We start from the raw sequence: 25,617 nt of genomic DNA on the forward strand, positions 1-25,617 counted from the left end.
ACCGATATTCGATCCTAACAAATTTTTGCTCTTTATTTCGCATCGTGAAAAATAATACCCAAACTGTATCTTGTACCTGTGGTAACTGTGTTTACACCGTGTCGAAGAGTCGTTTTATAATAACCGCGCGTTCCCAAGACCGGACGATGATTGGTTGGAAAAATCAGACCCTCTCCTTGTTTCAGCGTGATGACATGGCCTCTACTTTGCGCCCTCGGACGCTGCTCCACCAACAGTAACTCCCCGCCTGTGAAATCTTCTTCTCTTTGATTAAGAGCGAATACGACCTGAAAGGGAAAGAAAACTTTCCCATACAAATCTTGATGCAGGCAATTGTATCCCCCAGCTTCATATTTCAGGATCAATGGGGTTGGACGGTTCTGCCCCTCCTGATGGCATTGATCGAGGAATTCAGCTAATGTTGCCGGATAAGAAGCTTTGTGGCCCAAATGTTCTAGCCAGCGGTTAGCTGTTAGGGCAAGTTCCGGATACAATCCTTCGCGCAGCTGTTGAAGCAACAATGGAAGGGGATTGTTGTAATATTTGTACTCCCCAATCCCGAAGCGGTACCGAGCCATGTCAATGGTCGTTCGAAAATGGCTCTCATCCTCGTAAGTGCTTATGATCTCCTTACAATCCGTATCACTTAACAAGCCAGGTAATTTGGCATAACCGTGCTCGTCCAGCAACCGCTGGATGAAATTCCATTCCAGATCAGCTAATCTTTGCGACAGATTCTCAGGCATGCTGTAAGCCTCCTATTTGCTTCGCCATATTTGTTAACCTCTGTGAACAGTATAACCCCGAAAATGAGCTTTTGTACGTATTCTCGAATGTAACAGCAAGATTACGAAATTACTTCTAAATATTCCTTTACAGGAATATTCCTATTGTGGTATATTCAAAACACAAAGAACAAAAACAATTTGGAGGATGATTATTATGAATAACGCTAAGGACACAAACAACACGCTCACGTCAATCGAAGGTCAGGAACTCCGCGTCACCCGTATCTTTCATGCTCCGCGGGAACTGGTTTTCAAGGCTTGGACAGATCCGGAGCATTTGCCGAAATGGTGGGGACCCAAGGGCTTTACGAATACGGTTCAAGAAATCGATATTAGACCAGGCGGGGTATGGCGCTACGTTATGCACGGTCCGGACGGCGTCGATTATGATAATAAAATCACCTACCACAAGATAGTAAGCCCAGAGCAACTCGTATACTCCCATGGCGACGGCGATGAGGACGAACAATTTCATGTGACGGTCACGTTTGCCGAGCAAGCTAATTCGACGACAGAGCTCACTATGATAAGTCGATTTAAATCAGCTGCTGACCTTGAAAAAGTGGTCAAGGAATACGGGGCTATCGAAGGTGCTAAATCGACACTCAATCGTCTCGAGGAACAACTGGCCACTATGTAAAGGACCAAAATCAAATTATAAATGGACGGGAGTAATTAATTCATGAAAAAAACCAAAGTTATGTATTGGATTTTTACAGCTTTGTTGGTAGCCTTGATGGGCATTGGTGCTATCCCGGATATCCTCTATGCTTCAGATGCGGTTGCCTTATTCGCTCATTTAGGCTATCCCTCTTACCTCCTGCCTTTTCTAGGTGTGGCCAAATTATTAGGTCTTGTAGCGATACTGATTCCCGGATTTCCAAGAATGAAGGAATGGGCTTATGCCGGGCTTACATTTGACCTTGTAGGTGCGATGTATTCAGGTATCGCGGTGGGCGATCCTGTCGGCGGCTTGGCATTTTTCATCATCGGATTTGTTATCATCGGCGGGTCCTATGTATGCTATCATAGGAAACAAAGAGCTGTATCATTAAGTCAGCCACCACGCGTAGCGGCATAAAAAAACTCCCTTGCCTGGTATATGTTGAAGGAAGGAGCGCATGAACATGGGCTTGATCACAACAACCTGGAGTGCACTAGCAGAGCCCAACCGATTGTACATCGTCGAACTCCTGCGGGGCGGTCCCCTCACCGTAGGAGAAATCGCCGAACGCCTCAGCCTCCAGCAGCCACAAGTTTCCAAACATCTCCGCGTCCTAAGCGACGCGGGGTTTGTTGAAGTACAGCCCAGCGCCAATCGGCGCATTTATAAGCTTCGGGCCCAGCCCTTCATAGAAATGAACACCTGGCTGGAATCCTACCGCCGCATGTGGGAGGAGCGCTTCGATCGATTGGACGAATATTTGAATGAATTGCAGGGAAAGGGGAAGCAGTAGGAGTTTTCTCCCCGTACCCGCATAAGAAAAGACACCTTCTCAGGTGTCTTTTTCGTCTATTAATATACAAATATTGCAAATACCCCACCGGAGACAGCAGAAACTCGCTAATGACGCATACTACTCCTTAAATCGAAAAATTTTTCATCAATGGCATAATAAAAGAAATTACTCCCATCCCCAATTTAAAAAAACTGCCTATGTTACCAAAGAAACCTCCACCCGCAGCATTACCTGTAGCAGCACCACCTTTACCAAGTCCCCCCAATAATCCCCCAGAACCCCCGCCACCAAAAAGACCAAGCATGCTCCCTAATCCACCTCCGCCAAGTAAGCCTCCCAAACCTCCTAAATTGGATATTTGCGCTTTGGCTTTGGCTTTGTTTCGGGGGAGTTTCTGATCTCCCTTGAAGCCTTGAAGAATGACTTGGTTGCCTTGTATTTCGTTTAGAACTCCGTAATACAAAGAACCGTTCTTGAGCACTACACATACTGGTGTTCCTAAGTTGTCTTTAACTTGCGAAGAGATAGAGGGCGATGCTGCAGGAATGGCTTTTTGTCCGACTTTCACGCGTCCGTGCTTTTTATTACGCTGCTGTAAAGTTTTCATTCCAGCTCACTCATCCTTTTAAATGAAATCATACTTCTTGTCATCTTATGTTGATTCGACATGTTTGGACTATGCTCTCTGGAACATTCCGATAATTTGATAACTGCCCAATCACGGTGAATGGAGAGCTATCAAACTATCAAAGGAAGCTTTCTGGTATTGAGGGTATGTAAAAGAGAAAGACGGCTGCCTTTATTGGCTTCCGTCTTTTCTTTTTGGATTAAGGAATATTTAAATTACAAAAGCCGATGTGATGATAACCAAAAGAATAAAAAGAACCAAAATAAATGCTACGTTGCGGCCCATACCATAACCTTCACTCATGTATACTCATTCCCTTCATTGATTGTTCCCTACGGTATAATTATACGTTCGGTACATAGGGTATGCTTGTATACATGCCACGGAGGCAATCGCCAATTGTCTTACATACCATTGCCTACGCGTTAGCTTAACGATGAAATGCCATTATATCCATTGTCAATCTTTTCGACGGGCGACATGTAGAACGGCGCCCCAATGGTGGGAAACCGACTTTTCTTGACGACTATTAAGGCGAACTCGAATTGACGCCTCCTTTTTGGAAATGAAAAAGAGCCCTGCGTAGTGGGCTCTCCTACATTTTGCTATCACAGATTTGCATACTTGCAATGGCGGCACGGACGAGAGCCATTAGAGCATCCTCATCCAGTCGCCTAGCTCCCAGATTTTTGCGTCTATCAGCTCTGATGGCGAGTCGAGTTTCATTGACCCGCTCTTCTTCATGCTACCTGGTGCACGACTACCAGAGTCACTGCAATCAAAGTAATCACAAAGGCCGGTATCGCACTCCCAACAGGATGCTTGACTCTGAAATGTGAAAGGCATGCCACCAGCATCGTAATGCCAATCCAAATGCCCGCCCATACGGCTGCTACCGGATTCCAGTATCCGATAACAAGTCCGGCTGCCCCGACTAGTTGAACGAGCCCAGTAACAACTCGAAACCAATGCGGCAGTTTAATCGACTCGAACATTTCAACAAAATTTTTCGCACCAGCCAGCTTGCTTCCGCCGCCAAAGGCCATGGAGACGAGCAAAAAACTTTGTAAAATAACAAAAATGATATTCATATGGCTCTCCTTCCTTTTACAACTAGGCCAATACCTTTTCAAGCTCTCCGCACCATTTACCCCAGCCATACCTAGCGCCTTCGAGACCTTGAACATTGGCGAATCCGGTTTGTTCGAGATGAAGGTTAACCTTGCCGTCCCCTAAATCCTGCAGCGTCCAGGTGACCGTATGCTTCTCCCCTCCGCTGGCCCAAGTATAGGACACCCGGTTTGGTGCGTCCACGATAAGCACTTCGCCGTCAATAATGCCATCCCAATATTCGGACGGCTGAGTACGAAACTGAAAACGGTGTCCTACGACGGGCTCAAAATCATTATCCATCGCCTGACCGGTGTGGATGTTGACCACCCACTTGCCAAGCTTGCTTGAATCGGTTAAGGCGGACCAAAGCTTCTCGATCGATGTCGTGTACTGAAAATCCAAGGATAATGCTAAACTCATTCTTCTTCCTCCTCTAATAGTTGGTTCAAGCGCAACATATTCGTACGCCAAAAATTACTGTAGAAAGCCACCCAATCTTGAATTTCTCTGAGTGGAGAGGCGTTTAACCTAAATCGCGTTTCTCTGCCGACTTTTCGGTCAAGTACCAGTCCAGCTTCTTTAAGGATTGTCAAATGCTTGGATACCGCTGTACGGCCCATTTGAAACTGTGCCGTTAATTCATGAAGCGGTATCTCCTCTGCCTCTGCTAACAGACGAATTAGCCGGCGCCTAGTCGGATCTGCAATCGCGTCAAAAACATCCCGCAATTGGTTGTTCTCGCTCATAACGCCCCCTCCTAAAAATCTTATTTTCTGTATTATAAATCTATTGATGTATGAAGGGACCGCCGTTTATTTCTTCCACCTCCTCCTAATTATTTCAAGTGAAACTTATTCAGGCTCCAAACTTTCCAAATGGCTAACTTATAATTAGACACCATTTGGTGACACTTTGATTATAGGTCACCATTTGGTGTCATGTCAACAACATTTTTAAACTCCAAAATGAACAACAGGCTGCCGAGTAAGCCGGCAGCCTGGATATTGTGCTATTGTTCACCGTTAGAGTAACTGTTAATCACTTTCAAATTTCAAAACGAAAATAAAAATAAGGGTAAGCTACGCTTACCCTTACCCATGTTTAAATCATAAAGCCTCCGTTAATATCGAGCGACGCACCGGTAATATAGCTTGCTTCCGGGCTGGATAAGAATGAAACCAAGCTAGCAAGATGATTTCATAACCCTGATGCATTGAGAATACAAAAGTGCTATCAGCCAACACTACAGGGTTACTATTCTCTCAACCCCTCGACTTAGAAAACAAAAAGGCTTACCCGACTTAGGGCAAGCTCATGGTTTAAGAGTTAATAAATTTAGATGATGCTTTCTTTAGAAAAGGGAAGTATCAGACCGCCGCATTCACGATGGTTAGCATGATAATTAACGCAGTAAACAGGAGGGCCGGTGCCGTTTTGCCGATCGGATCTTTGACCCTGAAATGCGCGAGACACGCCAGTAACATCGTAATTCCAAGCCAAATGCAAGCCCACGTGACCGCCTCTGAATACCAGTAGCCGATGATGAGTATAGCGGCACCGACTAACTGTACGACGCCTGTGACGACACGAAACCACTGTGGTATTCCAAGATTGTTGAAAATATCGACCCAATATTTGGCCCCTATGGTCTTTGCAGTGCCTGAAAATACATAGTATAAGGCCAGCAAGCTTTGAAGAATGATGAAAAGAACAGTCATTAGGATTTCCTCCCTTTATTTTAAGTAACAGTGATTGATCACTGGTGTCCTCTTGTGAGAATTCGGAACGTGACGCCAAATTTATCTGTTACATTGCCGTAAGCGGGGCTGAAAAAACTTGCCTGCAGCGGCTCATTTACTTGACCGCCCTGCTTCAGTGCTTCAAAATATTGGGTAGCCTTGTCTTTGTCATTGGTTTGAACAACTATGGTCACTTGCGTTCCCTTCTGGTAGCTGCTGCCGGTAACATTATCAGTGAGCTGAAGCTCCGATTCGCCGATTTTCAAGATGGCGTAGCCTATCAAATCTTTCTTTTCTGGAGGCAGCGGAGATTCCGGATTTCCCGGCAAATCGCCGAATCGCAACGTATAGACAACCTTGGCATCCAGCGCTTTCACGTAAAAATCAATAGCCTCATTAGCGCTGCCGTTCATTTCAAGAAAAGGGATCAAACTCGTACTCACAACAATCATCTCCTTAGTTTAAATGTTTTTTTGCCAGGAAACCCGGTGTGGCCTCTTATTTCGTAGTGGCCGATTTCCCTTGTCACTAACTATGTCGGAAGTCAGTGAGGAAACGTGACCGATTCGGTGGAAATTTTTTTTAAGATGCGTAGCTCAGAAAAAACTGCAGATATCGTACATCTCTGTCACATCTATTGAGTTTCATACGACATATAAGTAAATATGAAAACGAAGGAAGGGATGTAATGTATGAACGATCATCATTGGCTTTTGGAACAATTCGAGGCGCATCGGAATCACCTGCAAGCGGTGTCTTACCGGATGCTCGGATCTCTGAGCGAAGCGGATGACGCTGTACAGGAGTCATGGATACGCCTTAGCCGCTCCGATACGAGTGGAGTCGAGAATATGGGAGGATGGCTGACAACAATAGTCTCCAGGGTGTGTCTGGATATGTTGCGATCTCGCAAATCGCGGCGTGAAGAGCTTACGCTGGTGAGTGTACCTGAGCCGGTTGCTAGCCGCCAAGATGGAAGCGATCCCGAGCACGAAGCACTGCTGGCTGACTCTGTTGGTCTTGCGATGCTTATGGTCCTCGGAAATTTGAATCCCGCCGAACGCATTGCGTTCGTATTGCACGATATTTTCGCCTTGTCTTTCTCGGACATCGCCCCGATCATAGGGCGTAACGAGGTTGCAGCAAGACAGCTTGCGAGTCGTGCGCGTCGTCGGGTTCAGGGAGCAAAAACGACTGCTGATTCAGAGGATTTCAAGCGAAAACGGGAGCTAGTAGATGCTTTCCTAGCTGCGTCGCGCTCAGGAGATTTTGAGAAACTTCTTACGGTATTAGACCCCGATGTCGTGCTCCGAAACGACCCTGCATTTCCACCGGTCGCCGCATGGCCAGTTGTTCACGGTGCGCATGATGTGGCCATGGGATTCGTTGGTCGTGCCCAAGGTGCACGGCCGGTGCTCGTGAATGGATCTGTGGGCGCAGTCGTGGCTCCTCGCGGTCGACTACTTTTCGTACTCGAACTCAAGATTGTGGATGGGAAGATCACCGAGATCGACATGATAGCCGAACAAACTCGTCTTCGCCAGCTCGACATAGCAGAAATGAACGATTGATAGGGCTAGCTTCAAAGAGCAGCGATAATAACAATAAAATAGAAATACAAAATAAAAAAACGCTCTGTCGCAGACCGCAGACAATGCGTTTTTTTGCTTTGTTCAGTAGACAATGTTTTTACTACTTATACCGATGACTCGTTCGTGTGAATACTTTATATATTACTAATTGAATTTCTTTATAAAATTTTTTTGGTCCTTTGTAAACATATAGCCACGTCGTTCGTAGAACTGGTGAGCATGTAATCGAGTTGGATGGGATAACAATTTAATCCCAGAATATCCATTATTCATTGCCCACTGCTCAAGACGCCCTATCAACATGCTGCCTAAACCTTGATTTCTATACTCTTCTTTAACAACAAATCCTAAGATGTTTACTAAAGAGTCAGAAAAAAGCAATTCATATGGGCTACCATGAATATAACCAATTACCTCGTTTTGTTGTTCATAAACATAGATGATATCTTTTGTTTTCTTTGTGATGATTTCAATCTTCTCTTTTACTTTTTCTTCAGAAAAGAAATATAAATTCGGATTAAAGATTTGGTTTAACAAATAAATATCTTGATAATCAGTTACCCTAATTTCCCTAACGTTTTTTTCTCTCATTTTTGTACGCCTCAATTCGTCTTATCAGCATGAACATCTGAAATAATGCTAGACATTTTTGCATGTTTTGGCAAGACCCTACTCTTGAACTAGCCTACCTATGACTTCAATCAGATTAAAAAGAGCTGCTTCTATGCCCCGTGTGAGAGCCGGAAAGGGTACCTGATTCAAGAAAAGATTTAAATGAAAATTTTATATTTAGATATGGTATTGACTTTTAAATTCGAAAATCTCATCAACAGCTTGATGATACCCGCCTGTTTTTCGAAAGGATTCCCTCATATTCGCAACAGATTTCTTGAAAGATGAGAGGCTTAACACTTGATCTGCGGATTCCGATAGTTGAAATGCAGTCAAGCTTTGCATATGTAATTGAATGCCTGCTCCGATTTCTGCGACTTGCCCGGCAATGATCGGCTGATCCGCGCTTTGCGGGATTACAATTAGCGGAACCCCGTAATAGAGGCCTTCATGGGTACTATTCATTCCGCCATGTGTAATAAATAATTTAGTGTATTGCAGGACGTCCGTTTGTGGAACATAATTTTTTACGATGAAGTTTTTGGGGATTTCCCCTAAGTCGGAAATTTGGATTTTATTTCCAATTGACATGACGATGGTATGATCCATGTTCCCAAATGCCTCAAAACAAAGCTTATAGAAATCGATTGCTTGGTTAAAGACAGTACCCAGTGAAATGTAAATTGGGTTTTTCCCCTTGATTGCAGTAAAGTCGAAGTTTTCTTGCGTTAATCGTGGAGAGATGGATGGACCTACAAATTTATAAGTTTGGTCGAATGCTTCTCCATAAGGTTGAAACTCCCTTGTTGTATAAACGATTGTTAGTAGTGCAGGATTACAAAACACTTCGTAAGGAGAATGGATCTCCACACCATATTTTTCCTTCACCATTACTGTCAGGCTTTGAAATTTATTGTTTATAGGGTTAACTATTTCTGTAGGGACTTTTACGGAAAATTGTTCCAACATCTTATCGAATGAAACTTTTGTCTGTGCAAAAGAAGTACAAGAGTTGATGGCAGGAAGCTTAAGAATTTGAGCAAGTAAACTTCCACAACCAAACATGGAATCATGGATGATGTAATCAAAATGCTCATCTTTGATCTGTTCAAGAACGCTAGGTATGACGATATCTGCCGTAAGTAAAAGACCGTTGATTCTTTCGAGTAAATAATCTCTTCCACCTGAGATAAAGGCTTTTATAAATTTTTGATCGTCAAATGTTCGTACTGAAGCTCCCGTCTTCTCAATACGCTCCCGAAAAGCTTCTATAGAAAAGTACACTACTTCTTCTCCACGCGAAATAAGCTCTTGCACAACACCAATAGTTGGATTGATATGTCCCTCTGATCCACCATTAATAAATAAAACACGCGCCATTTCTACCACTCCTTAGGGTATGCCTCTTCCACATTTCCCTCTGGTTCAAGTATCAATATTATTTCTTCTTTTTACTAGCGTCGAGTTCTGCTTCGATTTGGGAGACTTTTGAAGACTCCCCCATACGCCAGTAGACGAAAAAACTAATGGCAATGCAAGCAGCTACGTAATAGTAGAAAAGCGACTCAGCCCCAATGCTCTTGAACCATAATGCAATGAACTCCGCAGTCCCACCGAATACCGCGACGGTGAGTCCGTAGGGAAAACCCACGCCAAGAGCACGGATTTCTGTCGGGAAGAGTTCGGCTTTCACGATTGCATTAATGGAAGTATATCCAGTGACAATAATGAGACCCACCAGCATAAGCAAAAAAGCACCTATAGGGTTCTTCGCATCCTCCAGGATCAGGAACAGTGGCACTGTCAGCAATGTTCCAAAGATTCCAAAACAGAGCAATAACGGGCGCCGTCCAATCCGGTCGGATAACATGCCAGCAAGCGGCTGAAGTACGACGAATACCAGCAGGGCAATAAAGTTGATCCAACTGACAACCTCCTTTTGGAGCCCCACAGTATTTACCATGTACTTCTGTAAATACGTCGTGTAGGTATAGAAGGCGACGGTTCCGCCGAGTGTTAGTCCAATTACTGTCAGCACCGCCTTAGGGTGCTTCATCAAAGCCCGAACCGTTCCAGCGTTAGCCCGGCTTTCAGAACTCATTTTTGAAAACTGTTCCGATTCATCCATCGTGCGGCGCAGCCATAATACGGCCAAAGCTCCCAATGCTCCGATGACGAAAGGAATACGCCAGCCCCAAGACTTCAGATCAGGTTCACTGAGTACTTGCTGGAGGATGATCTGCACCCCCAGTGCCACCAGCTGTCCGGCAATAAGTGTGACGTACTGGAAGCTCGAGTAAAAGCCTCGGCGGCCACTGCTGGCCATCTCGGACAAGTACGTTGCCGAGGTTCCATACTCTCCACCTAGCGACAACCCTTGGAGCAGACGAGCAAGAACCAGAATAATAGGAGCCAGCACGCCAATGGTACCATAACTCGGGGTGCAGGCAATGATCAGGGAACCACCGGCCATGACGGAGATGGAAAGCGTCAGCGCTGCACGCCGGCCATTACGATCAGCATAGCGGCCTAGCAGCAGGCTCCCTATCGGGCGCATTAAAAAGCCGACGGCGAAGATCGCAGCTGTGTTTAGCAGTTGGCTAGTCGGATCTCCCTTGGGGAAGAACTGGGACGAGAAATACACTGCGAAAGCAGTATAGACATACCAGTCGTACCATTCTATCAGATTTCCAACCGATCCTTTGAAGATGTTGCCTGTGATGCTTCGTGTCTTTGCGCGCTCAATGGATTGAGTCATAGTTATATTCTCCTCCTGAATTGTCGGTGTTAGATCACTAATGAGCTCATTATAACAAGGTTTTAATCAATTGGAAGCGCTTTATATACAAGATGTATAATAGTCAACCTAAGATGCTATAGTTCGATCGTGAAACGCAATTCCCTTACTTTGTTAATTCATTCAATTAAACTGCCCTTTAATTTGAACTATTATTCTCCGTTAGCGTGACAAAGTTCGCCGTTGGTGGGGCTCCAATGAGACATCAAACATCACCATAGAGAAATCGGCTATGCGATGAAGCTTCTCTTTGTCGGTGGAGGTTCGGCAATAATCCGCTCCGTCCGGTTAAAGCTTTCTTCAACCTCGACGTCTATTTCGGTTGCTGCTAGACTTTACATTGGCCATGGAGAATCGAGAACGGGGACAAAAAAAGGAAACCCGCTTTTTAGAGCAGGCTTCCTTCGTTTTAATAGCTGACACAATAACCAATAGTAGGTGCTTATCAGCGCCGAACATTTTGCAAAAGCTCTTTTCTTTTCCAGTTGAAAAGTATTAGCCCAGCGAGATACCAATCGAAGCATTATCGTCGGGGGTACCCAGCCAATAGCCATAAGCTAAAGCTACTTCAACAAAATGTTGTAAAACATCTGGCGCCGGAGGGCCCGGTGGTACAGTATCAACGGGACGGCCAATTTCATTAAAAAATTCTCCCATTCTCACAGTCGATACGACTAACAATGTTACTATTTCGTTAGAGGAATTTCTCCAAGCGTGCTTTACATTTCCCGGAATATCAACAGTATCACCAGCCTTAACAGCTTTCCAACTGTCTTCCGTGAAAGCTTCGAGTTCACCTGAGAGAACAACAAAGGTTTCGCGATCTCCATGACTGTGAACAGGAACAATAACACCTGGTGGAACTTCAGCCTTCATAATGGAATAATCCCTATTTTCTGATAACTCCGTTAAGAGTTGAATACGTGGTCCCATTACATCCAAAAATGTTGACATAAATATTAACCTCCTATTTAAACATAAATTTTTATCTTCACCGGATTCATCTCAGAATGCACAATGCTAGTTGCCGCAGTCATACGCTGCACGCCGCCAAATGTGTCAATTTAGAAGCTTTGGGCCAGTTAATTGCTTGTTGAATGGCGTTCTCCTTAATTGAAGGAATACCATTGAATGTCGAAATAGCTGTCAGGTAGCGATGGCTAAATTCGAAGCCTGCCGCAGGCCCTTCAGAGAGTACGCTACCGGAAGCCTGAATATGCAACAGCTTTTTGTCAGATGCTAATCCTACAAGCACCACCTCGCAATAGTCCCCAGCCTTTGAGTACTTCAGCGTCAATTTGCGGTATATCCATTTTATATAGATCTAGATGAATAACTTCATCTTTAGGATTTGCTTCACGGTATGCCTGAATAAACTCGTGCCCTACAGCCAAACTTTAGGATACACGATCATCTAGTGGATGTGCAGTTACGTATAATACGATCGACATGAATGATCTTCTCTCCTCGTGGTTAACTAGTATTTGAAATTATATGATTAAAGCTTGTACTATTCTTGTCCGCGAACAAATGCTATTATGAATCAAAAGTAACATTTTGAAAAGTACGCACCTTTTTGTTATATAGTAACGGAAAAGTGATAATTGAAATCGGGAGATGGTTATCAAACATGAAAACTTATTATTGTGACCTAGAGGTTTCTTTGGAGATAATCGGAGGGAAATGGAAGGGACTTATTTTGTATTATTTGATAAAAGGCCCTAAACGAACAAGTGAATTAAAAAAACTTGTGCACAGTATTTCTCAAAAAATGCTCATTCAAACACTTCGAGAACTAGAAACTGACGGACTCATACGTAGGAAGATGTACAATCAAGTGCCTCCTAAAGTTGAATATTCAACTACAGAACTTGGTCAATCGCTTGAACCAATCCTGAGAGAGCTCTGCAGTTGGGGAGGAAATTATGCAGAGAAAACGTTTGCTCAAGGTGAGTATCAAATTTTGTATATAGATTAAGAAAATAATAATATATCCATGTACTGCTTTCCCAAAGGATGTCATTTTTACGATGACATCCTTTGGGATTTTCATTTCATACATGGTCATATAACCTAGGTATACTCCTTCTTACATTTCCAAATAATAATATTAAAGACAACTAGTAAACATTGTTGTGCCTCAGTTTGCCCGTAAAATTTTCCAATTAAGATTTTGCATATATTAGGCCTCAAATATCACTTTTCAGTTACTATATCACCAAAAAGTATGTACTTTTTTTATTGTTACTTTTGATCCATAATGGCACTTGTAGCTACGAAAGCATGAAAAAAAATATACAAATCCAAGGAGTGTGTGATTATGTCCACAAATTTAAATCAAGTCATTCTCAATATCCGTTTTAAAATAAAACCCGGTAAGAAAGAGACATTCCGCGACAGTCTCTTTGCAATGATTAACAATTTTAGAAATGAACCTACTTTTGTAAATGCAATTGTCTCTGATGATCTAGATAATCCCCATGATCTTGTCATCTATGAGATTTGGCAAGGCACTAGAGATAGTTGGATAGAAGAAGAGCTTCCCAAGTCTTATCGTACTGAGTACGAAGGGGCACTTACAAGCTTAATTGATGATAGAATAGTAAGCTGGCTTGAACCTATCGGTGAATGGGGAAGCAAACTAACAAATGTGACTCGTTAATTAAACAACAAAATATGCATTCTAACCTACACCGCCTGCACAACAGCTCCGCGAAAATGATACTGCTTCACTTTGTGAATTTTGATGTCGGGAGATATTACGAATGAGCACAATACATGAGTTAATACAAAAACACATCGAAATCTGGAGTGAAACAAGCCCCGAAAAAAGAAGAAAGGCAATCGCCGAGGTATACTCGGAGAACTGCCGCGTGTATGACCCTTTCTATGCAGATGTATTCGTTGGCCACGATGCTCTCATGGATTTGATCGATGAAGTACAAGGGAAATTTCCGGGGTTTGGTTTCACTATAATTCCTGGATCTTTAGATGAGCACCATGGCCATGCTAGAACTAGTTGGTATTACGGACCGTCTGACCAGCCAAAAACTATCACCGGGCAGGATTTCATGCTCGTTGAAAATGGTTTGATCCATTCCATGACTGTATTTATTGAAACTCCCGGCGAATAAATCCTCTTCATTCAAGAACCGGATTACAGGAGTTTATTTATTAATAATCCCCATGATTTTAGAAGAGCCGCCCGTCTCAAAGGCGACTCTTCTTTATTGTGCGCTTAGATTAATTATTGAAATGTTAAAAGGGTTCGCTAGCAATCGCTCACTTATTCTCTTTTATGACTTGCCGCTATGAACTCGCCATTTCTTAATGCTACCAACTAGCAATAATAAGAGAGGAACGCCAACCATATTAAAAGGCAATACCCAGGATATCCAGACCGATTTTCTGTATGCGTTTGTGATGTGGCCGATGTCGGACGTTAAGAGAACACATAGGAATGCAGAAATAGCAACAAGCCATACAGCCCTCTTCCAGTTCTTCACATTGAACCATTGAGCAAATCCATAACTTGTCCCGAACAAACTTGCAGATATGGATATAAAATGGGCGAAGGCGTAAATACATACAGCAAAGGCATCCACATTTTGAATGAAATTAAGGATGGAGATTGATCGAATAGTGTCAACCCAGGGAATGAACAGCTCTGGTGCTTGATGAGCGCCTAACACCAATACGGTGGCCACTGAAGCAAGTATGACCCATAAAGACGATAATCCTATTGCCCATAAAGCCCCTTTTGTCACTTTCTTAGGTTCAGAATTTAATCCAGTTACCATTAACGGAATCATGGTTCCTCCCATGATGTTAGCTAGAGTGGGTATAGTTCCTCTCATTAAATTTTGCCACCCCGTATCTGAATAGACCGGCTGCAGATTCGTCCAATCTATAATTCCAAACATCAGGAAAAACGGTATGAAGCTGATGAGGAAATATAAAGGCCCTATGATTTGACTGCAAAAGCCAATAGCAGTAATTCCCCCTTTCAGGTTTACGTAAATCACAAGAAGAATGATGGGTAACACTACCATAAATATTGGTGTTTTGGGTAACAATTTGAGAAAGACATAATCCGCCCATTCTCTAAGAGTTACGACGGTTAGCATGAACCAGACAAGTAAATAGATAAGGACAATGCCCTTTCCCAACCATTTACCTAACAACTTCTGACAATATACAACGAAGGATTCATCTTGCGACATCAAACTAACCTTTACTATTATAATTGTAAGGAACACCGCTCCAATTCCACCTAACACACAAATGATCCATGCGTCTTGTTTTCCATAAAGTAGAGCCGGAGTCAGTGCATAATGCACTTGAAAGCAAAACATGATCCAAAACAACTGATTGCCCGAGATCTTCACGAAATAACTCCCTTCATTACATAAAAGAACGTTATTTGGAGCGTTTTTCACCAATATGGCGTAAGGAAATATCGCTGTTAACTGTAACTTCTACCTCGGGAAAACGCTTATCCCAGTCATCTTTCATGTGTTTCCATTGATCCGGGAATCTGCGATGAATGTCTTCACCAAACCCAAAAACATCGGTGCCATACTTCTTCTGAACCATTTTAATCACATTGGCAACTCGTTGTTTGGTTTTCTCGTTGAATTCTTCCTCCAATGCCTGGATGTCCGATTTTTTTATTAAATCCAGATTGGTATCGTTTTCATCCAGTAGCCCCTTACCACTCAAGTTAAGGCTTACTTTTATGGTATCTCCTATTAGCGTAGATTCAATATGACGCCCTAGATGATGTAAATCAAAGGTAGCAAGACCGCCTCCTCTAGTCATATTTTCCGTTATCATCTGAGTCTCGAGGTACCCAGACGCCCAAAGCGCCGCGATGGCTTCCTCTTCCTGCAAAAAACCAACTGAATGTAATGATTTATTGAATAATGCAATTTCACGGGTGGTTGAGATTTCTCCTTCTGCTTTCGACTTTTGCCTATTATTTGCACCGTTTTTGGAACTGATGACTTGTAAAATGGGTCTCATTCCGTCACGTTTCATGACCTCCTTGAAATAGAGCATCGTGGTCATTTTGTCTTTAATTCCATTGAAATGGATTTGACGTATGGCTTCAATAGATGAAAATTGCTCAAGTTCCGCTCTTTCTTTGAGAAAACTATAAGCACTTGCACCTTTAATAAAAAATAGTTTTGCTCGAATATTACTAATCGGGTTGCGGCCAAATTCATCAAGCATCTTCTTAAAACCGTGCATGGCCAATTCTTCCCCAATGAAGATCACATCCCGTTGTCCAAGGAATACTTTTCGCGACAATTTTGCTTGTATTCTTTGAAAAGTATCTTCTAAATTTTTGCCTGTTGCCGATTTCACTAAATAAGTTTCGTCCTTACCGCCTCCTCCACCGCCTCCAGCTTCCCCTGCAGCTTTAGGTATGGCAATTTGCGCGCTGAGTTGGAGGTGCCCTTCAGGAGCCCAATCAAGTCCTGTTCCAACCCAAACGGAACGTTGATTGGGCTCAACCATATCCCAGCACCCTGTAGTAACAGACAGTAATATAACAAACACGATGGCGTATGCCAGGCAAATCTTTAGATTTATGCTTTTCATCATATTAGGAATTCCTCCGCGGCCAACGTGTTGTTCGAAGGAAGACATCTTTCAAATGTTTAAAATTGAGCGGTGCAATCGGTGAAAGATAGCGTGTTCCGAACGATTCCAGGGTCACTAAATGGATTAGAATAGCTATCAAACCTATAGAGAGCCCATATAATCCATATATCCCCGCTAAAATAACAAGAACAAAACGAAGAAGCCGAAACGGAATTGAAAACCCATAACGAGGAATTCCGTATGAGGCTATTCCAGTTAACGCTATGACAATAACTATTGGCGCAGATATGATGTTGGCTCTCACAGCGGCTTCGCCGACTACGAGTGCTCCAACGATGCTAACTATTGGACCAAGCTGAGATGGCATACGAATACCCGCTTCCTGCAAACCTTCAAACACGAAGTCCATGATAACTACTTCAATGACTGTCGGAAAAGGGGACTTTTCGCGAGCCGTTCCAATGCTAATATAAAGCGATCCAGGTAACAAATCCGGATTGTAAGTTGATAAGGAAACATATAACGCTGGGAGGATCAGAGAAATGACCATCATGGCGTATCTCACAACTTTTCTGGCAACGACAAAATCGAATCGTTCATAATAGTCATCCGCAGACTGTATACCAACCCATAACGTTGCAGGAAGAATCAGCACGGCTGGGGTGCAATCGACTAGGACCGCAACTTTACCTTCCAGAAGACTTGCTACCGTTGTGTCCGGGCGATCCGTTTTCTGAACTTGAGGGAAAGGTGACCTTGGGTTGTCCTGAATATATTCTTCAATGTAGGAGGAATCCAAAATCCCCTGTAGTCGAACACGATGGAGTCTTTGCCGTACTTCTTCTAACAAAGCAGGGGCCGCAAGTCCTTCAACATAAGCTAGGGCTATATCTGTCCGAGTTAATTCTCCGATCGTGAAAGATTCCATTTTTAATCGAGAGCTGGGAATTCTTCGTCTTAAAAGCATAGTATTGGTACGCAAAGTCTCAGTGAAGCTGTCCCTTGGACCCTGGATAACGTTCTCTACTTTTGACTCATCTATGGCACGTTTATCGAAACCACTAGCATCAGCTAACAATGCCTTGCCTTCACCTTCAGCTAATATTGCAACATGGGCTTTAAATACTTCATTAACTACCTCTTGAACATTTTTAACGATCTTAGTTTGTCCAATGAAGATAAGGTGTTCTTCGATTAATTTTCCAAAGTTCCATTGTATCCCTTGTGCTACCGAACTATCTTTTAGCATTATGGGTCTTAATATGGATTGCTCCAACACTTTTGTGTCCACTAGACCATCCACGTATATAATCATAATTTCGGGCTGGTCATCATTGGGGATCAAACGAAACACCACATCCGAACAATATTTAAATACTCCCCTTAGCGTTTGCTCGTTTTCCTTTAAATTCTGACCCAACAGATCCTTATTGTCCTGATGCGAACTTTCTTCAAAGGTTTTCTCCGTTTTTAGTTCAGTTCCCTTCCAAAGACTTTGCCATAGAAACGACAGCATGTATCCCCCTCCCTAACAAAATAATAGTATTCCTAAATTACCCAGTTTCCTATTGTTTCATGTATGTAGGACTGAATGATCTATTGAAAAGTCCTCTCTTGCCATTACGGATTCTGGGTAGTTAAAATCAAGCCACTACCTTAAAAGTCCATTATTTTACCTCCTGTCGCTTTTTACGATACTTCCCCTTCCTCATGCTGTAATATTTCATATTGGAACGATTATATTGACCTAAATTTAATAAAGAAAGGTTTGAGATTATGAGCAACATGTTATCCATTGACAAACAAAGAGAAATTGTTGCAGCAGCAGAGACTGTTTGGAATGTCTTAACTGACCCTTATTTTATTAAACAATGGCTGGGAGTCACCATCAAGACTGATTGGAAGATCGGCCATCCGATTTCCTTTTCCTTCAGTTGGGATGGTAAAGTTTTCGAAGATAAAGGACATCTATTGGAGTTGGAAGCTGCCAAAGTTCTCTCGTATGACTACTGGAGCGGTCTCTCCGGCACAGATGACACCCCTGCAAACTCTATCCTGCCCGTCCCTCAATAAAAACAAGGAGCAGCTGCCGCGGCAGATCTGCTCCTTGTTTTTGTTCTCCGTTAGCATAAGGATCTAACGAAAACAGTTATTTGTTATCTGGAGGGCTTGCAATTAGTAGCAATCGAAAATAGGGCTATTTTATCTACTTCTTCTTAATCCCTCCCCAAAATCATACTGTTATCCTTTAAAATCAGAGACTTTATTTTATCCTGATTGAGCATATTCAAGATCATCGGTTTACTTTGTTTCTCGAATCCAGCATTCCATTCGAACATCTTCATGAAAATATGAAATGTTGGTTTATAGTTCGCTTTTTCGATCCCTAGTTTTTGCAAGATAAATCTTCTTGTAATCCTAATTATTCTTAACGCGTACGGGGTGTCCAAGAAAATGATTAAATCAGCATTCTGGAAACTTTTGAAAACCCAATCATGGCTATGAGCACCTTCTATAATCCAACGTTCCGAACGGATAATATTGTCTAAGTACTCGTCTCTTTCTTCGTCAGATCTTCTAATATCTTCAGATCCATGCCTTATCCAAACCACGTTATCTAATTCATAGTAAGGAACGCTGTACTCACGCGATAAATTTCTAGCAAGTGTGGTTTTTCCGCTCCCGACTGAGCCTATAATATGTATTTTGTTCGGAATAATCATGTTCAGATGGATCACCGCTTTTTGTAAAAGATGTTATTCCTTATTTCTGTAAAACAGCTTCAATATCCTTCCACGTATTGACTGATCTGTCCGTTAGTTAGAAAATTTAGGTATTTCAGACAATAGCTGCACGCACATGGTCGCGTCGGTGACGGCGGCCGGATCGGGATCATGGCCTTCGCTTGCTGCTTTTTAAGCTATCGTTCTGTGTTTCGATAAAACCGCAACTTTGCCCCTGAAAAATATACATCAATCTGGAACTATCCTGCCCTTTAGCCGAACTGGACATATGTAAAAAATCTATTATTTTATGAACATGTAAGAAGGAGCTGCCGTGGCAGCTCCTTCATCGTTTGTTGTCGTTGGACAAGAATATATATCCTTAAAAGACAAGAACATATATCCATACCCCTTAAACCCCTTAAATCCATACCCAACCGCAATTTATAAATAAGAATAACCGCCGATTGGCGGTTATTCTTAAAACCTTAATTTCATAATTACAAAGCAATCTCAAGCCCCTGGCCGACAGGCTGAACCGTCTCCAGAACACGCTGGGTCATTTCATTCCCCATCAAAGAATCAATCACCCAAGCGGACAAATCTTGTCCGGCCAAACACCCGGCAGCCGTGCTAATGTTTCCGTTATTTACAAAGCTCTCGTTAACGACCTCTACGCCAAACGCGGCTAACTGTCCGGCCGCAGTCGGATAAGTGGTAGCCCTCTTTCCTGTCAAATAACCCAAAGCTCCCAAGACCAAAGCACCCGAACACATGGATCCGATCAATTGCCGATCCGGAGAAAGTTGAAATCGGCTTAGATAAGCCGGGTCCTTGAACAAGGGTTGCACCCCTCTTCCGCTTGCGAACAGGACGGCATCCAATGTATTCGCCTCCTCAACCATCCCATGCATGGGGATTCTTAATCCCGCCATAGATACATGCGAAGATGCGGTCCCCAGCAGCTTTACTTCCCAATCGGCGATACCACCGACCAATCGCACTCTATTCAACAAATCCCAAGGCAGGAACACATCAAGATCCGTAAAATCATCAAAGCAAATGATAGCTATTTTCATTAGTAAACAGCCCCTCTCACCTTTTTTTGGGAAATAATACCAATTCCCCAGTATAGCGCATCTTTACGAGTTTACAATTCCCAATTTTTTTCTTCTTTTATAACAAAATTTCTATATAATTATCAGATGCTTCTTTTAAAATTTTCTCATGATTGCCGGCTTCATCTATTAACCTCCATTCCCAAGAAAATCAAACTGTGCTTTTGTTGATGATTACTTTACTACAGTTAAATTGATAAGAAAAAGACATATATGTTATTGTAGCAATATGATTTACTTATATCTTGAAAATTAGGTGATCTCGGAAATATGGAGTTCAGACAATTAGCTTACTTCGTTGAAGTCGCGAGATTGAACAATTTAACACGAGCGGCTGAACGGCTGAAAGTCGCCCAACCGGCGCTCTCGCAGCAAATCAAAAACCTGGAACGAGAACTTGGCGTAAGGCTGTTTGACCGCTCTGCCCGCGGTGTAGCGCTTACCGAGGCAGGAAAGATATTTTTTATTGGTGCAGAAAAAACATTAGCTGAGGCGGAACGGGCCAAAGATTCAGCCAAAGGATTCAACAACCAGCTAAGAGGGAAGGTAACTGTAGGTGCGCTAGAATCCGTAGTGCAAACCAGACTACCACGAATGCTGGCAACCTTCGGGATTGAGTATCCGGGGATTAAAGTATTTATAAGGGAGAATACAACCAGATCGCTTCTTGAGGCACTTAAGAAGGGCGAATTGGATCTCGCTCTTGCACATGAATGGGATGATAAACATTTTCCACAGTTGGAAGATTCAAATCCTCCGTCTGGAATTTGTGCGAAATCGCTGTATAATGACGAGTTAGTTCTTGCCGTTGCTAAGGGTCATCCGCTGGAGAAACATAAAGCGGTTTCTATCCGGGAATTAAGGGAAGAATCGTTTGTATCTTTTAAAGAGGGATCGAGGTTACGTTCACTTGTATATGCGGCGTGCATCAGAGAGGGTTTTGAGCCAAACATTACCTACGAATGCGCTTCTCCGCGGATACTGGTGGCAGAAGGCCTCGGGATTTCGATACTCCCTAGGCTGATGGCAGAGACGCCAGGGCCATCTATTTCGATTATCCCACTGGATCTTCCTCTATCTCGTTCAGTGGCCATCTTTTCCTTCGAGGGACGTTATCTCTCGCCGGCAGCCGATATTTTTATGCGTTATGCAGAAAAGTATCTAGGTATGGGTATTCCTTGAGGGGATAGACTCACACTCTCCTCAACCCTCCCTCACTTTTCCCAACAAATTTTTTATGATAGGGTTCACCTTAACGGTCATAACGGCGAAAAAGGCGAAGGAGCTACCTCGGCAGCTCCCTTTTAGTTGCTATACTTATTACGCTATTGGTTTCCGTTAGTTCAATCCACTTTTATTTTCAAATGACTCTTAAGAACATTCTGTTTTATAAATAAAATCCTTACCAGTCCTCGTCAAATATGCTTCCTGAGCACGCTATTCCGTCCAATGCACATGGCGCTGTTGCGTAAATCTTCCATCAGCTTAACCCCTAGGCAGGTGTGCCTTCGATTTTGTTATATCCTCTTCAATGAGTCTCGTCGGGAATGAGATCTTGTCACCCGACAAATATGATGCCGAATTGTTCTTGACCCGCTTGAAGTTGACGAGAATTATCCGTCCAATGGCGACTATGCCCACCCTTAAAAACAGAAAGCCGCCCTCAAAGGTTGATATCGAACTTCCTTTGAGGGCGGCTTTTGGCCAACTACCTATGTTACATCTCTAAGAGTTACAGCATTCCAACACGAACGGATTGCACTACTGACGCTCTCACTGCTTAACTCAAAGATTCCGTGTAGATGGGCCTTCAACATATAAACAAATGTGCCGTAATGCATCTGCACCATCATTTTCGGATTCATCGGGATAAATAGCTTCTCCTGAATGGCTTCTTCATATAACTCGTTCATTGGTCCACACCATCCGCCGGTATAGACTTCTTGCTTTACCTCTTCGTAAATGTAAGGCGAGAACGAATACTGCTCAATAAATTGAAAGCCCTGAGGATATTGTTTCCCCAATTCGATAACCCGATTCCAACCTAATTCAAACTTTTCACGAATCGTTGTGCCCTTCAGCAAGCCTCCTCGCACATACTCTCCGTTAAACGTAACAATGGCTCTATACAATTCGTTAACGATATCTTCTTTACTTTTGAAATAATGATAAATATTCCCAGTCGATACACCAGACTCCTTGGCGATAAGCGCCATTGAGGTAGCCTGTAATTCCTTTCGGATGATGATGTTAAGTGTTGTTTCAAGGACAGCCTGCTGCACCTTGTTATAGTTCTCAAACATTAGGTTATCCCGCTCCCACCATAAGATCGAATGATCATTCTAATCTAACATACACCTCATACAATCCGTAGTCAAGATTGTCAGACCGACCTGGCGTTATGACGAAGCGTTTCATAATGGGCTTACCTATAATTCTTAGCGATCGTCTCCAAATATTCTTCTATGGACACAGAATTTCTAAGCGCCATCAGATCATTGCCTGCTGTTCCGATGACAGTGCGAAATTTATTGCTCTCTCCAGTCGCCAAAGCGGCTATGGCATCCGTGATAATCTGAGGATCATCCAATATTGAGCTGGATTCCGCATGATTCATTAAATTCTGCACTTTCGTCATCAGATTATCGTAATCATGTATGTTATCATCTCGGTTCCAAGTGATACTGTTCTTGAAATTATTTCCTGTAGAACCTCCCTGCTCGATCAATCTAAGCTCGATATTCAACGGCTTCAGTTCGTAATAAAGACCTTCCGTCAGTCCTTCCAAAGCAAATTTCGACATATTATAGAGAGATCCGAGCGGCACCGCTGTCGTGATTCCCATGAAAGAGCTAATATTGATGAACATGCCTCCGCCATTGGCTCTGAAATGTGGTATAAATTTACGAATGACATTGATCGGTCCTCGCGTATTAACGGCGAATTGCCAGTCGATCGCTTCCTCTTGGGCTAATTCCAACGGACCGTAAGTGCCCATACCTGCATTATTGATGACGACGTCGATCTTACCGAACGCGGCAATGGCTTGATCTACCGATGTTTGAACTTCATGCACATTGGTGACGTCCAGTTTGAAAATTTTGATATTATCGTAACCGGTAAGCTCCGTTTCTTTGTCGGGTGTACGCATGGTTGCAGCTACGTTCCAGCCCATTTCAGCGAACCTAATCGCCGTAAGTTTTCCCAAACCTGAACTGGTTCCCGTAATAAAAACTGTTTTACTCATGTTAATACCTCCAAATTATAAATTGAACGTTCATTCTATTCCAATTAAATGGTTTAGATCGAATGTTCATTCTATTGTGATACAGGATTCGTTTTTTGTCAAATACTTCACCACATATTGGAACTATTCTGCCCGCTCAACCTGCAACTAACTTGCCCAAGATTACATAGCCATCCATATCTAGTAGCGCGATCCGTCGGGATGTCATAACGTTCTTGTCAAAATCGGGAATGTCCTCAAGTTCTTGTCAACCGATTTTGACAAGCTAAAATAAAAAAGCTCCCGCCTCTTAAAAGTAAAAGACGAGAGCATGATTCCCGTGATACAGTTGCCACAAATGTGACGTTTTACCGTTGATAACGGGGCCTCCCCGATGTTCCTTCTAAATTGCGGAACAGTGCGGAAGAAACGCCATGTGCCTTTGTCGATAAACTGGTAAATCCCCGAGAATATATTTTCGTGAACCTTCTCATTCGAAATGAACAGGTTCACAAAATCATCTACAACCTCAACTTCAACCTCAATCATCATTGCCCTCATCCTCCAAGAAAGGTTAGTTTGTCAGTTCTACAATCTTTGTCGCGATATTCTTGCAAAACTCGCTGTCATGCTCCACGAATAGAATGGTTGGGGTATGCTCAAGCAGCAGTTCTTCGATTTGCATACGCGAGATGACGTCAATAAAGTTAAGCGGTTCGTCCCAAATATGCAAATGCACCTGCTCGCTCAGGCTTTTGGCGATCAGCACTTTTTTCTTCTGGCCGCCGCTAAACGCCGACATATCCTTTTCAAACTGGGGTCTGGAGAAATCAAGCTTCCTAAGAATCGATTTAAACAAACTTTCGTCAATTCCATGCTCCCTAGCATAGTCCGACAAATTTCCACGAAGGTGGGAAGTATCCTGCGATACGTACGATATTCGAAGCTGGCTATCCTTCCGTAAGTTTCCGTTGTAGCTTAGCCCCTCACCACATATCAGCTTGAGAATCGAAGATTTTCCCGAACCGTTCGGGCCTATTAGCGCAATGCTTTCGCCTGGCTCAATCGTAAAGCTTACATTCTCGCAAACCTGTCTTTCCCCGTAATAAATCGAAACTGCATCCAGCTCCACAAGTTGAGGCTTATGATAAGAGAGCTGTGTAATCTCCAGATTTTCTGAGCTTTCAATATTTTTCAGAAGCTTGGATTTCTCTTCGATGGCCGATTGCTGCCTTTGTTCAATCGATTTCGAGCGTTTCATCATTTTGGCGGCTTTGTGGCCTACATAGCCTTTGTCGATTTTGGAGCCGGAATTTCTTGTGCCGTTTTTGCTTTTTTCTACTGCATGCGCCCAATTCCCAGTACGTCTGGCCGAATCGGACAACCGTTTGATGTCCTTACGGAGTTTTTCGTCCGTCGCAAGTTCGAACTGATCCTGCCTCCGCTTATTTTCCCACCAGCTCGAAAAATTGCCTTTCTGGATCTCGATATTGGTTTTGTTGATGGAGAGAATATGATCGACGCAATGATCGAGAAACGCTCTGTCATGAGATACAAGAATAAATCCACTCTTTGATCTCAAATATTGGCTTACAAGCTTCCTCGCATTCATATCTAGATGGTTTGTCGGCTCGTCAATGAGCAGGAAGCTGTTTTCCTTAATGAACAAGGTCGCTAGCAGCACCTTGGTCTGTTCGCCGTTGGACAACGAATTGAAAGGGCGATACAACACGTCCTCAGACACTTTTAGTAGCGAAAACTCCCGTATTAATTGCCAGTGCTCATAGTCCGGGAAAATATCTTCAATTACTTCATACGTAAGACTTTCCTTGCGCTCCACATGGAATGGAAAATATTCAAACTCTACCTGCGACAAAATATAGCCGCTGTATTCATGCTTGCCGAGCAATAGTTGGAGAAACGTCGTTTTCCCCCGGCCATTTCTCCCTGTAAAGCCCAATTTCCAGTCAGTATCCATCATAAAACTGACGTTTTCAAAGATGTTGTCGTAGCTACCTTCATAGGCAAAGGTTAGGTTTGATACGTTAATAATAGACACTCCGATATCCTCCTTTGTCGAAAAAAAATTAAGCTGCAAGAAAGTTACCTTTCCTGCAGCTCAAAAAAATACGACAAATTCAACCCGGGCGAGGGTATGAAAAAGGATATATTTTGAGAGAGAAGAATAAGGTAACTTTCTTGCCAATCAGG

The 25,617-nt window shown here is 43.0% G+C and carries 29 protein-coding genes and 1 pseudogene; 9 read left to right on the forward strand and 21 right to left on the reverse strand.

The window, feature by feature from the left end; genetic code table 11:
* Window positions 1–32 precede the first annotated feature (32 nt).
* Window positions 33–746 (reverse strand): 2OG-Fe(II) oxygenase, encoded by a 714-nt coding sequence (locus AC58U0_RS19775; RefSeq protein WP_497380693.1) that lies wholly within the window; start codon window positions 744–746, stop codon window positions 33–35.
* Between the two features lie 196 nt (window positions 747–942).
* On the opposite strand from AC58U0_RS19775, the gene AC58U0_RS19780 reads away from it, so the two are divergent.
* The 3 genes from AC58U0_RS19780 to AC58U0_RS19790 are packed head-to-tail and all read left to right on the forward strand — an operon-like array spanning window position 943 to window position 2,245.
* The gene (locus tag AC58U0_RS19780; protein ID WP_497380694.1) at window positions 943–1,428 is read left to right on the forward strand and encodes an SRPBCC family protein; all 486 of its coding nucleotides are present in this window, start codon (window positions 943–945) and stop codon (window positions 1,426–1,428) included.
* A 42-nt stretch (window positions 1,429–1,470) separates the two neighbouring features.
* Window positions 1,471–1,869, forward strand: coding sequence for a DoxX family protein (locus tag AC58U0_RS19785; RefSeq protein ID WP_497380696.1), 399 nt, complete (start codon window positions 1,471–1,473; stop codon window positions 1,867–1,869).
* A gap of 46 nt (window positions 1,870–1,915) precedes the next feature.
* Window positions 1,916–2,245, forward strand: a complete 330-nt coding sequence (locus AC58U0_RS19790) for an ArsR/SmtB family transcription factor (protein ID WP_497380697.1) — start codon at window positions 1,916–1,918, stop codon at window positions 2,243–2,245.
* A 127-nt stretch (window positions 2,246–2,372) separates the two neighbouring features.
* Here AC58U0_RS19790 and AC58U0_RS19795 read toward each other — a convergent pair whose 3' ends face one another.
* The 7 genes from AC58U0_RS19795 to AC58U0_RS19825 all read right to left on the reverse strand — a co-directional run bounded on the left by AC58U0_RS19795 (window position 2,373) and on the right by AC58U0_RS19825 (window position 6,171).
* On the reverse strand, window positions 2,373–2,855 hold the full coding sequence (locus AC58U0_RS19795; RefSeq protein WP_497380698.1) for a hypothetical protein: 483 nt from the start codon (window positions 2,853–2,855) through the stop codon (window positions 2,373–2,375).
* 231 nt (window positions 2,856–3,086) lie between these two features.
* Window positions 3,087–3,179 carry a YjcZ family sporulation protein gene (locus tag AC58U0_RS19800; protein ID WP_497380699.1) on the reverse strand — a complete coding sequence of 31 codons (93 nt, stop codon included), beginning with the start codon at window positions 3,177–3,179 and terminating at the stop codon, window positions 3,087–3,089.
* A 437-nt stretch (window positions 3,180–3,616) separates the two neighbouring features.
* Window positions 3,617–3,967 carry a DoxX family protein gene (locus AC58U0_RS19805; protein WP_497380700.1) on the reverse strand — a complete coding sequence of 117 codons (351 nt, stop codon included), beginning with the start codon at window positions 3,965–3,967 and terminating at the stop codon, window positions 3,617–3,619.
* A gap of 22 nt (window positions 3,968–3,989) precedes the next feature.
* On the reverse strand, window positions 3,990–4,409 hold the full coding sequence (locus AC58U0_RS19810; protein ID WP_497380701.1) for an SRPBCC family protein: 420 nt from the start codon (window positions 4,407–4,409) through the stop codon (window positions 3,990–3,992).
* The gene (locus AC58U0_RS19815) at window positions 4,406–4,735 is read right to left on the reverse strand and encodes an ArsR/SmtB family transcription factor (RefSeq protein WP_060649235.1); all 330 of its coding nucleotides are present in this window, start codon (window positions 4,733–4,735) and stop codon (window positions 4,406–4,408) included. Before AC58U0_RS19815 ends, AC58U0_RS19810 begins: the two co-directional genes overlap by 4 nt.
* Window positions 4,736–5,356: 621 nt before the next feature.
* Entirely contained in the window at window positions 5,357–5,707 is a 351-nt protein-coding gene (locus AC58U0_RS19820) for a DoxX family protein (RefSeq protein ID WP_497380703.1), read from the reverse strand.
* Between the two features lie 38 nt (window positions 5,708–5,745).
* Window positions 5,746–6,171 carry a VOC family protein gene (locus AC58U0_RS19825; RefSeq protein ID WP_497380704.1) on the reverse strand — a complete coding sequence of 142 codons (426 nt, stop codon included), beginning with the start codon at window positions 6,169–6,171 and terminating at the stop codon, window positions 5,746–5,748.
* 249 nt (window positions 6,172–6,420) lie between these two features.
* Here AC58U0_RS19825 and AC58U0_RS19830 point away from each other — a divergent pair, with 249 nt between their 5' ends.
* Window positions 6,421–7,299, forward strand: a complete 879-nt coding sequence (locus tag AC58U0_RS19830; RefSeq protein WP_497380705.1) for a sigma-70 family RNA polymerase sigma factor — start codon at window positions 6,421–6,423, stop codon at window positions 7,297–7,299.
* 165 nt (window positions 7,300–7,464) lie between these two features.
* Here AC58U0_RS19830 and AC58U0_RS19835 read toward each other — a convergent pair whose 3' ends face one another.
* From AC58U0_RS19835 to AC58U0_RS19855, 5 genes and pseudogenes are all read right to left on the reverse strand, one after another.
* Complete coding sequence (locus AC58U0_RS19835) at window positions 7,465–7,911, reverse strand: GNAT family N-acetyltransferase (protein WP_497380706.1); 447 nt, start codon at window positions 7,909–7,911, stop codon at window positions 7,465–7,467.
* Window positions 7,912–8,109: 198 nt separating this feature from the next.
* Window positions 8,110–9,312, reverse strand: a complete 1,203-nt coding sequence (locus AC58U0_RS19840; RefSeq protein ID WP_497380707.1) for a macrolide family glycosyltransferase — start codon at window positions 9,310–9,312, stop codon at window positions 8,110–8,112.
* A gap of 58 nt (window positions 9,313–9,370) precedes the next feature.
* The gene (locus AC58U0_RS19845; RefSeq protein WP_497380708.1) at window positions 9,371–10,690 is read right to left on the reverse strand and encodes an MFS transporter; all 1,320 of its coding nucleotides are present in this window, start codon (window positions 10,688–10,690) and stop codon (window positions 9,371–9,373) included.
* Window positions 10,691–11,224: 534 nt separating this feature from the next.
* A complete protein-coding gene (locus AC58U0_RS19850) occupies window positions 11,225–11,683 on the reverse strand; it encodes a cupin domain-containing protein (RefSeq protein ID WP_497380709.1) in 459 nt (152 codons plus the stop codon).
* 79 nt (window positions 11,684–11,762) lie between these two features.
* Window positions 11,763–12,123 (reverse strand): annotated as a pseudogene (locus AC58U0_RS19855) (NADPH-dependent FMN reductase family protein).
* A gap of 236 nt (window positions 12,124–12,359) precedes the next feature.
* On the opposite strand from AC58U0_RS19855, the gene AC58U0_RS19860 reads away from it, so the two are divergent.
* The 3 genes from AC58U0_RS19860 to AC58U0_RS19870 all read left to right on the forward strand — a co-directional run bounded on the left by AC58U0_RS19860 (window position 12,360) and on the right by AC58U0_RS19870 (window position 13,863).
* Window positions 12,360–12,707: a winged helix-turn-helix transcriptional regulator gene (locus AC58U0_RS19860; RefSeq protein ID WP_497380710.1), complete on the forward strand. Its 348-nt coding sequence runs from the start codon at window positions 12,360–12,362 to the stop codon at window positions 12,705–12,707.
* A gap of 342 nt (window positions 12,708–13,049) precedes the next feature.
* Entirely contained in the window at window positions 13,050–13,391 is a 342-nt protein-coding gene (locus tag AC58U0_RS19865) for an antibiotic biosynthesis monooxygenase family protein (protein ID WP_497380711.1), read from the forward strand.
* 103 nt (window positions 13,392–13,494) lie between these two features.
* Window positions 13,495–13,863 carry a nuclear transport factor 2 family protein gene (locus AC58U0_RS19870; protein ID WP_497380712.1) on the forward strand — a complete coding sequence of 123 codons (369 nt, stop codon included), beginning with the start codon at window positions 13,495–13,497 and terminating at the stop codon, window positions 13,861–13,863.
* Window positions 13,864–14,025: 162 nt separating this feature from the next.
* On the opposite strand, the gene AC58U0_RS19875 is transcribed toward AC58U0_RS19870, so the two are convergent.
* The 3 genes from AC58U0_RS19875 to AC58U0_RS19885 are packed head-to-tail and all read right to left on the reverse strand — an operon-like array spanning window position 14,026 to window position 17,855.
* Window positions 14,026–15,117 (reverse strand): GerAB/ArcD/ProY family transporter, encoded by a 1,092-nt coding sequence (locus AC58U0_RS19875; RefSeq protein ID WP_497380713.1) that lies wholly within the window; start codon window positions 15,115–15,117, stop codon window positions 14,026–14,028.
* Window positions 15,118–15,148: 31 nt separating this feature from the next.
* The gene (locus AC58U0_RS19880; protein ID WP_497380714.1) at window positions 15,149–16,339 is read right to left on the reverse strand and encodes a Ger(x)C family spore germination protein; all 1,191 of its coding nucleotides are present in this window, start codon (window positions 16,337–16,339) and stop codon (window positions 15,149–15,151) included.
* A gap of 1 nt (window position 16,340) precedes the next feature.
* Complete coding sequence (locus tag AC58U0_RS19885; protein WP_497380715.1) at window positions 16,341–17,855, reverse strand: spore germination protein; 1,515 nt, start codon at window positions 17,853–17,855, stop codon at window positions 16,341–16,343.
* A 260-nt stretch (window positions 17,856–18,115) separates the two neighbouring features.
* On the opposite strand from AC58U0_RS19885, the gene AC58U0_RS19890 reads away from it, so the two are divergent.
* The gene (locus tag AC58U0_RS19890) at window positions 18,116–18,412 is read left to right on the forward strand and encodes an SRPBCC domain-containing protein (protein WP_497380716.1); all 297 of its coding nucleotides are present in this window, start codon (window positions 18,116–18,118) and stop codon (window positions 18,410–18,412) included.
* Window positions 18,413–18,555: 143 nt separating this feature from the next.
* Here AC58U0_RS19890 and AC58U0_RS19895 read toward each other — a convergent pair whose 3' ends face one another.
* Together AC58U0_RS19895 and AC58U0_RS19900 are read right to left on the reverse strand one after the other, a co-directional pair.
* A complete protein-coding gene (locus AC58U0_RS19895) occupies window positions 18,556–19,062 on the reverse strand; it encodes an AAA family ATPase (RefSeq protein WP_497380717.1) in 507 nt (168 codons plus the stop codon).
* A 500-nt stretch (window positions 19,063–19,562) separates the two neighbouring features.
* Window positions 19,563–20,141 (reverse strand): DJ-1/PfpI family protein, encoded by a 579-nt coding sequence (locus AC58U0_RS19900; RefSeq protein ID WP_497380719.1) that lies wholly within the window; start codon window positions 20,139–20,141, stop codon window positions 19,563–19,565.
* 309 nt (window positions 20,142–20,450) lie between these two features.
* On the opposite strand from AC58U0_RS19900, the gene AC58U0_RS19905 reads away from it, so the two are divergent.
* Window positions 20,451–21,362 carry a LysR family transcriptional regulator gene (locus AC58U0_RS19905; RefSeq protein ID WP_497380720.1) on the forward strand — a complete coding sequence of 304 codons (912 nt, stop codon included), beginning with the start codon at window positions 20,451–20,453 and terminating at the stop codon, window positions 21,360–21,362.
* Window positions 21,363–21,892: 530 nt separating this feature from the next.
* Here the strand turns inward: AC58U0_RS19905 and AC58U0_RS19910 are convergent.
* The 3 genes from AC58U0_RS19910 to AC58U0_RS19920 all read right to left on the reverse strand — a co-directional run bounded on the left by AC58U0_RS19910 (window position 21,893) and on the right by AC58U0_RS19920 (window position 25,465).
* The gene (locus AC58U0_RS19910; protein WP_497380721.1) at window positions 21,893–22,483 is read right to left on the reverse strand and encodes a TetR/AcrR family transcriptional regulator; all 591 of its coding nucleotides are present in this window, start codon (window positions 22,481–22,483) and stop codon (window positions 21,893–21,895) included.
* Between the two features lie 122 nt (window positions 22,484–22,605).
* Window positions 22,606–23,427 (reverse strand): SDR family oxidoreductase, encoded by an 822-nt coding sequence (locus AC58U0_RS19915; RefSeq protein ID WP_497380722.1) that lies wholly within the window; start codon window positions 23,425–23,427, stop codon window positions 22,606–22,608.
* A gap of 553 nt (window positions 23,428–23,980) precedes the next feature.
* Complete coding sequence (locus AC58U0_RS19920; RefSeq protein WP_497380724.1) at window positions 23,981–25,465, reverse strand: Lsa family ABC-F type ribosomal protection protein; 1,485 nt, start codon at window positions 25,463–25,465, stop codon at window positions 23,981–23,983.
* Window positions 25,466–25,617: the final 152 nt, after the last annotated feature.

The sequence above is a fragment of the Paenibacillus sp. J31P190 genome, from assembly GCF_059692075.1.